Raw genomic sequence first — 11,974 nt, forward strand, 5'->3', positions numbered from 1 at the left:
ATGGGATAGGGAAAACTTTTTAATTATGCCTTGATATACATTCTATTGTAATATTCTTCAAGCATACGCTTGGTAGCGAACTCGGTGCGGGTGGTCTCGATACTCTTTTTCATCATTTCGACCCACTTGCCGCGGTCCTCGTAGTAGGTTGGCAGTACACGGTTCAGGAGCGTATCGTACAGCGCATCACTGTCATGACGGTCCAATTCCCCGAAATCCGTGGTTTCAAAGCCGTCCCCGATCTGCCAGCCATTCTCGCCGTCCATGCAGGCTTCCGGCCACCATCCATCCAGTATGGAGCAGTTAAGTACACCGTTCATGGCTGCCTTCATGCCGGAGGTACCGCTGGCTTCCAGCGGCCGGCGCGGATTATTCAGCCAAATATCGGAGCCCCGGGTCAGCTGTGCGCCAATCGTCATATCGTAATTTTCCAGGAAGACGACGCTCTTCGGATATTTCTTCATCATGGACACCAGATTGCTAACGATTTTCTTCCCGTTATCATCAAGAGGATGAGCCTTGCCGGAGAAAACGATCTGTACCTTTCCGCTTTCCAGATACGGCTCGATAATTTCCGGCTGCGAGAACAGCAGGTCGCTTCGCTTGTAGGGTGCAGCTCTGCGGGAGAACCCAATGAGGAGATTATCGGGATTTAAGGAGATGCCCGAACGCTCCTCAATGAATTGAATTAGTTCGCCTTTGATCTCTGTATGAGCCGCCCATAGATCGCCGTCCTCTTCTAACGCATGAGTGATACGTTCATCTACCCAGGTAGGCGTATGAATGGCATTGGTAATTCCGATGATTGGTGATCTGCCGGCTACTTCCTTCCACATTTTATTGGAGGTCTCGGCATGCAGCTGGGCAACACCGTTGGAGATTCGGGACAGACGAAGTCCGGCTACGGTCATATTGAACGGCTCCCCCCCGATCCGCTCCATTTGCTCGCGGGAGAGGCCGTTAAATGCGCTCATATATTCCAACCGGTCCAGCGGGTGGGTTTCATTGCCTTCCTTAATCGGGGTGTGGGTGGTAAATACGACTTCTCCCCGTGTCGCTTTCCATGCTTCCTCAAAGGTACTGCCCCCGGACATTTTTTCACGAATCAGTTCAGTGGCCGCCAGAGCAGCATGCCCCTCGTTGAAGTGATATACGTCAATGGGGATGTCCAAGGCACGCATAGCTTTCACGCCGCCGATTCCAAGCACAATTTCCTGGGCAATTCGTTCCTCGCCGAACCATCCGTACAGCTGTCCGGTAATCCAGGCGTCGCTATTCTCAGGAATGTCTGTATCCAGTAAATAAAGCGGGTTGTTGCCGAAGTGATCGGTTTTCCATACTTTACAGACCACATCGGTTTTTCTGACTTTTACCGTAACCTTTACCCCTGTATCTTCAAGGAAATCATAAACATAGTTGTGATAGGAGTCGTATGGATTGCCGTTTGCGTCAATTTTTTGATCCGTGTAGCCTTGCTTCCACTTCAGACCGATGGGGATAATGGGGGCGTTAATGTCCTTGGCGCCCTTGATGTAGTCCCCTGCCAGAATACCCAAGCCTCCGGCATACATTTTGAAATCGGAATGAAGCCCATACTCCATACTGAAATAAGCCACTGCCGGTAATTTCTTCTCGTTCACTTGATAAGCCTCCTAATCATGGAATAGATTAAATTACAGAAATACTGTAGGCATTATCTAAGGTGCAAACGTTTGCTCAAAAAGTGGTGAGCAGTCATTAGTGAAAGCGATTGCATATATATTTTAGCACACATTAAGCGTGAAAGGTTAACGAAGTTTTGGTGGGAATGATCCGCAGATTTATTTGCATGCAGTCAATCATAAGTAGGTCTGTCCGGCTGGTACCGGAGTAGCGTTGCAATCTCTGACCCGAGCTATATTACCCAAAAAGCACGACTGCTCTAACAAAGTTAAAGTGTTCAGCCGAATATAGAAGGGATATATACAAATACTGAGGAGGTAAAGGGAATATGAAAAAAAGCTTTATGATTCTCACAAGCTGCCTACTGGCAGTTAGCCTTATGTCGGGTTCGGCATTGGCAAGGTCACAAAATGGCAATGGGACAGAGAAGAAGCAAGGAAACAGTTTCAGCAGGTCTGTTACGGTATCGGACAAAGAAAAGGAAATAGAAATAGAAATAGAATATAGAAAAGAAAGAGAAAATAAAAAAGAAAGAGAAAATAAAAAAGAAAAAGAAAAAGAAAAAGAAAAAGAAAATAGGAATGAAAAAGAAGATAAAAATGAAAAAGAAGATAGGAATGAAAAAGAAGATAAGAATGAAAAAGAAGTTAAGGTGAAGGTAACAGTAACTTCAGCTACATATGCTACATATGGCAAAGGCGGCAATGGATATAAAGGTCTACTCCATGCGATTGAGAATATAAAGGACAAGCCTGCCGGTGCCATAATTGCCGAGCTTCTGTTGACGAAATATAATACCCAGCTTACACCTGAAATGAAGGCCGAGCTGGAAGCCATCAAGGAAAAGGATGCAGCGCTGTCTGCGCTCGCTGATATGCTGAATAAAAGAGGAAGCGTAACCGATGCGGTATACGTGGAGAAGGAAGCTATCAAAGCGAACGTTAAGAATCTGAATTCTTACAAAAAGCTGGGCAAGCTGTACGATAAAATCGGTGAAAAAGGTGTAAAGCTGTACATTAACGGTGAAGAGTCTTCCTCCGATGTGGCTCCGATCCTCACGAACAGCAGCACATTAGTGCCGTTCAGAGTGGTTGCCGAGTCGTTGCAGGCGGATGTAGTCTGGAACAAAAAGGAGCTTTCCGTTACCGTAATCCGTGACGGGATTACCGTGAAGCTATTTATCAATAAAAAGACGGCTTACGTCGACGGTAAACCAGTTACGCTTCAAGCGGCCCCGGCGGTTGTGGATGGCAGCACGGTGGTGCCTGTCCGTTTTGTGAGTGAATCCCTTAAGGCGACCGTTAAATGGGAGCCGGAATCCCAGTCCGTAGTGATTTACGAAGAATAGGATTTCAGACTGAAAGTGGAGCACAAGGATCAGAAGTGAATGGAATAGGTGCATTAAGGGACACGGTATAAATGCCGTGTTCTTTTTTGTATAGGAACATGAAATCAAGGGTTTGATAAAACGGATAAAAGCCAATAAGATAGAGACTATGAGGATTAATCCGCCAAGTCAAAATGCAGACATAAAATAAGGAAATAAGGAGCTGTAATATGAGCCGTACGGTAACCGTTAAAAATGTAATTATTGGTGAGGGTACACCGAAGATTTGCGTTCCGATAATGGGAAAGGCGGTTCCGGAATTAAAGCATGAGGCTGAAGCGTTGAAGTCACTGGCTCCCGATTTAGTCGAGTGGAGGACTGACTTCTTCGATCAAGTAGAGGATATTGGTGCAGTTATGGAGGCGCTACAAGAAATCCGCTCTGTAATTCCGGAGCTGCCGCTAATATTCACCTTCCGCAGCGCCAAAGAAGGTGGCCAGAAGCAGGTTAGTACAGAATATTACCTTGCGCTAAATGCAGCAGCGGCCGAAAGTGGCCTGGTTGATATTATTGATGTGGAATTATTCAATGCGGAAGCAGATGTAAAAGCACTTGTCGCAGCCGCTCATGCCCAGGAAGTGTTCGTGATTATTTCTAACCATGATTTTCAGGGAACCCCTGCTCAGGAAGAAATCGTATCACGCTTGCGGAAAGCTCAGGAGCTTGGGGGGGATCTTCCAAAAATTGCGGTCATGCCGCAGCATGCGGGTGATGTACTGACCCTGCTGGAAGCTACTTACATCATGAAGGAAAAGTATGCAGACCGTCCTATAATAACAATGTCTATGGCTGGAGCCGGGGTAATCAGCCGTCTTGCGGGTGAAGTATTTGGTTCTGCCCTGACTTTTGGTGCTGCTCATAAAGTCTCTGCACCGGGTCAGATTCCCGTCGCTGAGATGAGGGAAATGCTTTCCTTATTTCATCGCAATTTATAATTACTCTGCTTTATGTGGTCTAAATTAAATTAGTAAACGGCATCCGGATCCACGGATGTCGTTTTTTTTGTCCAGCAAAGCATGGGAGTGTACTGCCGAAGGATAGGATTGCCAGCTGCCTTTGCCATAGATGTATTGCAAACCTAAAAGACCTGTGCTATATTTGTGTGGTAACGCTACCGCATAGCATAAAACGTTTAAATACTTAGTTATTTTGTATATATGGAAGCGATACCATATGATCATAGTCGGGAAGTGAAGCTAGGATGGCAACCATACGTGATGTAGCTAAATTAGCTGGGATCTCCGTTTCTACAGTCTCTCGCTATTTGAATAAGAGTGGCTATGTGAACGCTGAAACAGAAATGAATATTAAAAACGCAATCGAGAAATTAAATTACTTACCCAGCGTTGTGGCAAGAGGGCTCGCAGGGAAAAATACGAAGACCTTCGCTTTGCTGCTTCCGGATATATCCAACCCCTTTTTCCCGGAGCTGGCCAGGGCAGTTGAAGATGTGGCCACCATTTACGGCTATACTGTAATTTTTTGTAATACAGATGGTCAAGTGGGCAAAGAAAAAAAGTATATAGAAGCTTTGAAGAGCAAGAACATTGATGGTATTATCTTCGCCTCAAATACTTTAGGGCAAGAAGATGTAGACAAACTGGCCTCTTACAATATCCCTTATGTGTGTTTGGATCGTGCGCCTACCAGTGGAATCTGCAGTGTAGTTAAGTCAAATGATCTCGAAGGCGGCAAATTAGCTGTGAAGCATCTTTTGGAAGCGGGCTGCAAGAAGATAGGACATATTTATGGCCCACAAGATCTAATCACAGCCAAAGAAAGATTGATTGGATATGAGGAAGCTGTGAGAGGTTTTGACTGGTTCAGTCCAAGCTTGATGGTGCCAGGAGATTTTGGGATTGAAAGCGGTAAGAAGGCTACTGAAATCCTAATGAAGCGGCACCCGGATATTGATGCGATTTTTGCAGGGAATGACTTAATGGCTTTCGGAGCTTTAAAAGTGCTGCACCGCATGGGTATTAACGTACCTGAGCAAGTAGCCGTGTGCGGGTATGATGGCATCAGCATAACGGAAATCACTGAGCCTGAATTAACAACAATTGCCCAACCTATTTACGATATGGGGGCGCTTGTCTCTAGGATTTTGATAAAGAAAATCGAAGGCGATATTGAAGAAGACCAAATTCATGTGCTCGATGTCAAATTAACACTAAGAGAGTCAACGAGAAGGAGGAGATAAAATGAAGACACCTCATATAGTAGTGATCGGCAGTTTGAACATGGATATTGTCATTGAAGCGGATAGATACCCACAGATGGGAGAGACCCTTCTAGGACATAATGCCCGTTTTATACCGGGGGGGAAAGGCGCGAATCAAGCGGTTGCGGCTGCTAGGCTTGGTGCTAAGACGACCATGATCGGTGCAGTTGGAGCGGACAGCTTCGGTCAAGATCTCCTGCGGGCACTCGATACCGATACAATCCATAGAGATTCCGTAAAGGTTGTTGAGGGTAGCTCTACTGGTGTAGCGTCCATCTTTATTACTGAGGGTGATAACAGCATTGTAGTTGTACCAGGGGCTAATTACCAATTAACACCTGAAGATATAGACCAATATGAAGACATTCTCCAAGATGCGGATGTCCTTCTTCTTCAACTGGAAATTCCCCTGGAAACGGTTATTCATGCAGTTAAAAAGGCAAAAGCATTGGGCAAGACAATTATTCTGAATCCTGCACCTGCACAGGCCCTACCGGATGATCTGCTGAGAAATGTAGATTATATTACGCCCAACCGGTCAGAACTGAGTTTAATCACAAACATGAGTACCGAAGGGGAAGCGCTGGAAGCAGCGATGGGAAGCTTAACCCAGCTGGGAAGCCAGGTAGTGACAACTCTCGGGGCAGAGGGATCCGCTTTTTTAACGGAAGTGGGCACTCTGCATCAGGTACCTGGCTACAAAGTTCCAGTTATAGATACTACAGGTGCAGGTGATTCGTTCAATGCAGGACTGGCCTACTCAATAGCATTAGGTAAGAGCCTGGAGAAATCCGTCTCGTTCGCAGCAAAAGTGTCTGCATTAGCCGTTACTCGGTTTGGGGCTCAGGCTGGCATGCCAACCCTAGAAGAAGTAACTAAGTTCGCAAATACGACTATGGGAGTAGAACGAGCATGAAGAAAATCGGTATTCTAAATAGTGATATTTCAAGAGTCATTAGTGAACTTGGCCATACCGATACCATTGTAATATGTGACAGTGGGCTTCCTATCCCTGCTCATGTCAAGCGTATTGATCTGGCTTTGAAGCAGGGCGTTCCAAGGTTCATGGATTGTTTGGCAACGGTGCTTCAAGAAATGCAGGTCGAGGAGGCTATCATTGCCTTGGAAATGGAAGAGAAGAGTCCAGCACTTAAGGAAGAGATGACGTCGGTGCTTGAAGGTGTCACTTTACATGAAATAAGTCATGAGGAATTCAAGATATTAACTCATGATGCCAAGGCCATTATTCGGACAGGTGAGTTTACTCCTTATGCCAATGTGATTCTTCAAGCCGGAGTAATCTTCTGAAGGGAGGGATAAGAAGTGACTACAAATCTATTAGAAATGAAGGGAATCAGTAAAAGCTTTCCGGGTGTTAAAGTATTGGATCAGGTGGAATTCACCCTTCAGGGTGGAGAAATCCATGCATTGATGGGAGAGAACGGTGCGGGTAAATCTACGCTTATGAAAATACTAGGGGGTATTTACACCAAGGATAGTGGTTCCATATCTGTAAATGAAAGCGCTGTTGATATAATATCTCCTTCTATGGCGCACAGCCTAGGCATCGTTATTATTCATCAGGAGTTAAATTTGGTTCCTCATTTGACGGTTATGGAAAACATATTTCTCGGACGGGAATTCACATATGGCAAGTCAAAGTTAATAAACTGGCGCGTGATGAGAAGGCAAGCCCAGCAGTTTTTAAATCAGCTTGGGTTGAACATAGATCCTGGGATGATGGTAAATGAACTTTCTGTGGGTCAGCAGCAGATGGTGGAAATCGCAAAAGCTCTTTCAATGAATACGAAAATTCTCGTGCTGGATGAACCTACTGCGGCCTTAACAGACCGGGAAATTGATGCGCTCTTCCAAGTTATTGACTCACTTAAGCGTAAGGGTGTAGGGATGATCTATATCTCCCACCGGATGGAAGAAGTATTCAGAATCTGCGACCAGGTCACAGTGATGCGCGACGGACATTACATTGGAACCGAAAAGATTGCTACCACTACCATGGACCAGTTGGTCAAAATGATGGTGGGCAGGGAAATTAAAGACCGCTTCCCTAAGGTTGCAGTCGAACTTGGAGAAGAGCGTTTAACTGTCAATGGGTTGACGCAAAAGGGGAAGCTCCACAATATTTCTTTATCCGTAAGGGCTGGAGAAATTGTAGGGATTGCTGGACTTATGGGAGCAGGTAGAACGGAACTGGCTAAAGCACTATTCGGAGTGACCTCCATAGATCAGGGAAATATCCTTATTAACGGCCAGCCCGTTTCCATCAAGAAGCCAATCGATGCGATCAAGGTAGGGATTGCCCTGATTACCGAAGACCGCAAAGATGAGGGACTGCTCCTTCCATTGTCCGTAAGCGATAATCTGGCACTTCCTAATCTGGATTTGCTATCTTCCTTCGGTTTCATGGATCGCAGCAAAGAACGGGAGTTATCTGAATCTATGATTAAGAAGCTTCTGATAAAAACGCCAAATAGTGAGCAGAAGGTCGGCTCCTTGAGTGGAGGCAATCAGCAGAAAGTAGTCATTGGAAAGTGGCTGGCTACAAGCCCTCAGGTATTGATCTTGGATGAGCCTACCCGGGGTGTTGATATAGGGGCAAAGAAAGAAATATATGATTTAATGAATGCGCTTGCTTCCCAAGGTGTAGCCATCCTTATGATTTCTTCCGAGCTTCCTGAGGTTATGGGGATGAGTGATCGTATCCTCGTTATGCATGAGGGCAGAATTAGTGGGGAATTCGTAAGAGAAGAAGCCACTCAGGAAAACATTATGTTATGTGCGACAGGGGGAGAAAAACATGCAGGCTGATGGCAAATTAATGAATAAAATAAAATTCGATAAAATCCAGAATTTAGGACCGTTAGTAGGATTGGTTCTCATCATTGTATCTTTATCAGTAATTAACGGGGATTTCTTGACCGCAAGCAACTTCTTTAATGTTCTTCGTCAAATATCCATTAATGCACTTATTGCCTTCGGGATGACCTTCGTTATCTTAACAGGAGGCATCGACCTTTCCGTAGGGTCTATACTGGCTTTATCCAGTTCACTGGCTGCAGGCTTGATGGCAGGAGGCATGAATACATGGATGGCGGTGGCCATTGGCCTTGTTGGCGGCATGCTCATGGGGATGGTTAACGGGATATTAATCACCAAAGGTAAGGTAGCTCCCTTTATAGCCACTTTGGCAACGATGACCGTATTCCGCGGGTTAACCTTGGTTTATACCCAAGGAAAGCCGATTACTGGATTCAAAGAGGACTTCTCCTTTGTAGGTAAAGGGTATTTCCTGCAAATTCCAATGCCGATTATTTGGATGGCAGTCGCATTTGCAGTGTTATATATCATTTTAAAGCACACGACTTTTGGCCGGCGCGTCTATGCGTTAGGCAGCAACGAGGAGGCGACTTGGCTATCAGGAATTAATACCACTAAGGTAAAAATCCTGGTGTATTCAATCAGTGGGTTACTAGCTGCAACTAGTGGCATGATTCTCAGCTCCAGACTTAACTCCGCACAACCTACTGCAGGAGGAGCCTTTGAACTGGATGCAATCGCAGCCGTAGTCCTGGGCGGAACCAGCTTGTCGGGTGGGAAAGGTTGGATTGTAGGAACACTGATTGGTGCAATGATTATTGGAGTTCTGGATAATGGTCTCAATTTGTTGAATGTATCTTCCTTCTATCAACAGGTGGTCAAGGGTATAGTCATTTTAATTGCCGTATTGCTCGATCGGTCGAAGTCTAGAAAATAAAACAAAATTAAAGGGGAGTTTACAATGAAAAAAATGTACGCAAGCTTGGTAGTAATCTTAGCAGTCGTATTGGTTCTGTCAGGTTGTTCTACCAACTCCAAAAATGAAGGTACAGCCAATAATGCAAATAACGGGACGGGTGAAATAACGATTGGTCTTTCGGTCTCTACACAAAACAATCCATTCTTCGTTACTTTGAAAGACGGAGCTGAAAAAGCAGCCAAAGAAGCAGGAGCAACCCTGGTAGTCGTAGATGCTCAAGATGATACAGCCAAACAAATCAGCGGGATTGAAGATTTGATTCAGAAAAAAGTGAGTGTAATTCTGATTAACCCGACAGATAGTGATGCTATTGTAACTGCAGTAGAATCCGCAAACAAAGCTAACATCCCGGTAATTACAGTAGACCGTGCAGCAAATGGCGGCGAAGTTGTTACTCATATCGCTTCGGACAATGTGAATGGTGGTAAAATGGCCGGTGAGTATATCTTGAAGGCACTTGGCAATAAAGGCAACTTGGTAGAGCTTCAAGGTATCGCAGGAACCTCTGCTGCAAATGACCGCGGTAAAGGCTTCCATGATGCAGTAGATGGTAAAGACGGAGTTAAGGTGATCGCTTCCCAGCCTGCTGATTTTGACCGTGCCAAAGGACTTTCCGTAATGGAAAATATTCTGCAAGGCAACAAAGATATCGGCGCAGTATTTGCTCATAATGATGAAATGGCTCTAGGTGCGCTTCAAGCGATTCAAGCCTCCGGTCAAAAAATTCTGATTGTAGGTTTTGATGCTACTGACGATGCTGTAAAAGCTGTAAATGACGGCCAAATGGCTGCTACCGTAGCTCAAAAACCGGCTTCTATTGGCGAAACTGCTGTTAAAACAGCTTTGCAAGTATTAAAAGGTGAAACTGTAGAAAAAAATATTGCGGTGGAATTGGAATTGATCACGAAGAAATAATAAATCCCAATCTTAATAATCAACCTTAACCATAATGAGACCCCACTACCAGGCAGTTACAAGGTAGCGGGGTCTATTTTTCGAAAAAAACGGGAGTGTCCCGTAGCCAATTCTATTGGACTTTGAGGCACCCCACCTAATGTTACTCTATAGTATTTTACTCTTTAATCTTGGTATAGTGATGCACGGCATCTCTCAGGAAAGCTGCGAGGCCCGGCTGGCGCTTGTCATAGTAGGCGGTGAACCGCTCATCGTCCACATACATTTGGGTAACACCCGCATGGGCCTCCTTGGAGTAGGTATCCCAGTAAAAGCTCAACCATTGACGGTGGAGGTCGGCGGCTTTTTGCGCCAGTACGCTTGCAGGATCGCCTTCTTCCATCGCATCCACCAGGGATTCGAACATTTCCTCTTCGACTTTCTGAATATCGGCATGCTGCTCTTCTGTCATGTTTTGGATTTTGCGGTTGGACCGATCTACGGCGTCATCCCCGTATTTCTCACGCACTTCCTTGCCGTACTTCTTCTCATTATCATCAATCAGTTTTTGCTTGAATCCCTCGAATTTTTCCTTATTGCTCATCGTAATTCTCCCTTCTGTGGACGCCAGCGTTTTCTCGACGCTCACGATTAGCAGGTTTAGTTGTTTTCTTTTCTCAAGCAGCTTGTTGTGGTGTTCCCGCAGTGCTGTGGCCCCGTACGGTACCCTGAGGAGTTGATTCTTGCCGGCTTAAGAATTCCAAACTCATCGTAGTAACGCAGTGTCCGAGTACTTATCCCTGCCAGAGTTCCCAGCTTTTGCACGGTGTATTCCGTAGTAACACCTCCCAGAAGTTTTGTTAGCGTGTGCTTACAAAATAACTGTACTCCTTTACGTAACGGCAATGTCAAACAGTTATTTTGGAAGAGAAATGATAGTAGTATGTAAAACAGCGCCAGTTTCCCTTCGTAAGTTCATTGGGGAGACTGCCGCTGTTTTTTTGGGGAAATCGGAAATAGATTGAGGTCAGGCCCGGCCGACCTGCGCCGCAAAAAACGCCTGCAGCTCCGCCAACTTCCGGGGATCGGCAAGAGTGGCTTCCGGAAAGTAATGCTCGGCGACAAGCTCCCAGGTAGGGACAATTTTTTGTGCCTTTATGGCTTTTATGGCTATTTTTACGGTTTTGCGTTCTCTCGCATTGGAGAAGGTGTCCTTGTAATGCTGTACACGTTCGAAATCCAATTCATTAAAGACGGCCCGGAAAATTTCCGAAGTCATCCGCGCATCGTCCAGCGCCCGGTGGGCGGAGCCGGAGGGATCCAGCTCAAGCAGAGCCATGGCGCCCTCAACACTGATATCGTTGCTTAAGCCGCGGGCCCGAAGGACGCCCTTCAGCAGATCAAAATACGGGGCGGCCAACCAGTAGGCAGCATCCATTTTGTGAATACGGACGTCCTGTATAATCCGTTTCATGTCTTCGCCGCCCCAGGTAAGCAGCAAAACACCGTCTGCACTCTGGTCCAGCCAAGCTCTAAATTCGGTGATGACCTTGGGAAAACGATCGGCTACGTCGATCTCCTCTTGGGGGATACCGGTTTTTTTCTTAATAAAGGAATTCAGGGTGGAGAAATATATGGGTTTGATCAAGGAAGAGAATTCATCCTTATACTGCAATGAAGAGTCTAACCGGACGGCTCCAATCTCAATGACCTCCATAGGGTGATCACTGGCAAACTTCCGGCCGTTGAATTCGATGTCCAGAATAATATAATCCACAGGTACTTGCCTCCGTTTCCATGACTGACGCGCTGACATGCCCAGAACGCCGACAACTCTATTTTAGCAAAAAAAGCGGAGCAGCGGGGGATATAAGGAAGTATTCGTACTCGTATCAGATTTATTGTTGCAGTTAACGAGAAAAATTATTTACAGCCAAATGAACAAATGGGCTATAGGCGAAGTCGTTTCCTTTATACACTTGAGAGGAGATTT

At 45.6% G+C, this 11,974-nt stretch carries 10 protein-coding genes and 1 pseudogene; 8 read left to right on the forward strand and 3 right to left on the reverse strand.

What is annotated here, in order from left to right:
- Positions 1-23 precede the first annotated feature (23 nt).
- A complete protein-coding gene (glgP, locus tag PaeBR_RS03885) occupies positions 24-1,640 on the reverse strand; it encodes an alpha-glucan family phosphorylase (RefSeq protein WP_410513577.1) in 1,617 nt (538 codons plus the stop codon).
- 350 nt (positions 1,641-1,990) lie between these two features.
- Between glgP and PaeBR_RS03890 the strand changes: the two genes are divergently transcribed.
- The 8 genes from PaeBR_RS03890 to rbsB all read left to right on the forward strand — a co-directional run bounded on the left by PaeBR_RS03890 (position 1,991) and on the right by rbsB (position 10,002).
- Positions 1,991-3,010 (forward strand): copper amine oxidase N-terminal domain-containing protein, encoded by a 1,020-nt coding sequence (locus PaeBR_RS03890; RefSeq protein ID WP_410513578.1) that lies wholly within the window; start codon positions 1,991-1,993, stop codon positions 3,008-3,010.
- A 209-nt stretch (positions 3,011-3,219) separates the two neighbouring features.
- Entirely contained in the window at positions 3,220-3,984 is a 765-nt protein-coding gene (gene aroD / locus PaeBR_RS03895; protein WP_410513579.1) for a type I 3-dehydroquinate dehydratase, read from the forward strand.
- Between the two features lie 266 nt (positions 3,985-4,250).
- Positions 4,251-5,249, forward strand: a complete 999-nt coding sequence (locus PaeBR_RS03900) for a LacI family DNA-binding transcriptional regulator (RefSeq protein ID WP_410513580.1) — start codon at positions 4,251-4,253, stop codon at positions 5,247-5,249.
- A 1-nt stretch (position 5,250) separates the two neighbouring features.
- A complete protein-coding gene (rbsK, locus tag PaeBR_RS03905; RefSeq protein ID WP_410513581.1) occupies positions 5,251-6,186 on the forward strand; it encodes a ribokinase in 936 nt (311 codons plus the stop codon).
- Positions 6,183-6,578, forward strand: a complete 396-nt coding sequence (rbsD, locus tag PaeBR_RS03910) for a D-ribose pyranase (RefSeq protein WP_410513582.1) — start codon at positions 6,183-6,185, stop codon at positions 6,576-6,578. The genes rbsK and rbsD overlap by 4 nt, the downstream gene beginning before the upstream one ends.
- A gap of 15 nt (positions 6,579-6,593) precedes the next feature.
- Positions 6,594-8,099: a sugar ABC transporter ATP-binding protein gene (locus PaeBR_RS03915; RefSeq protein WP_410513583.1), complete on the forward strand. Its 1,506-nt coding sequence runs from the start codon at positions 6,594-6,596 to the stop codon at positions 8,097-8,099.
- A 10-nt stretch (positions 8,100-8,109) separates the two neighbouring features.
- Entirely contained in the window at positions 8,110-9,045 is a 936-nt protein-coding gene (locus tag PaeBR_RS03920; RefSeq protein ID WP_410515068.1) for an ABC transporter permease, read from the forward strand.
- Positions 9,046-9,069: 24 nt separating this feature from the next.
- Positions 9,070-10,002 (forward strand): ribose ABC transporter substrate-binding protein RbsB, encoded by a 933-nt coding sequence (rbsB, locus tag PaeBR_RS03925; RefSeq protein ID WP_410513584.1) that lies wholly within the window; start codon positions 9,070-9,072, stop codon positions 10,000-10,002.
- A 157-nt stretch (positions 10,003-10,159) separates the two neighbouring features.
- Here rbsB and PaeBR_RS03930 read toward each other — a convergent pair.
- A pseudogene (locus tag PaeBR_RS03930) lies at positions 10,160-10,833 on the reverse strand (MerR family transcriptional regulator).
- Positions 10,834-11,008: 175 nt separating this feature from the next.
- Positions 11,009-11,758 carry an exonuclease domain-containing protein gene (locus tag PaeBR_RS03935; protein ID WP_410513585.1) on the reverse strand — a complete coding sequence of 250 codons (750 nt, stop codon included), beginning with the start codon at positions 11,756-11,758 and terminating at the stop codon, positions 11,009-11,011.
- Positions 11,759-11,974: the final 216 nt, after the last annotated feature.

Origin of the sequence: Paenibacillus sp. BR2-3 (assembly GCF_046529485.1) — a bacterium.
Classification (GTDB): Bacteria; Bacillota; Bacilli; order Paenibacillales; family Paenibacillaceae; genus Paenibacillus_AQ.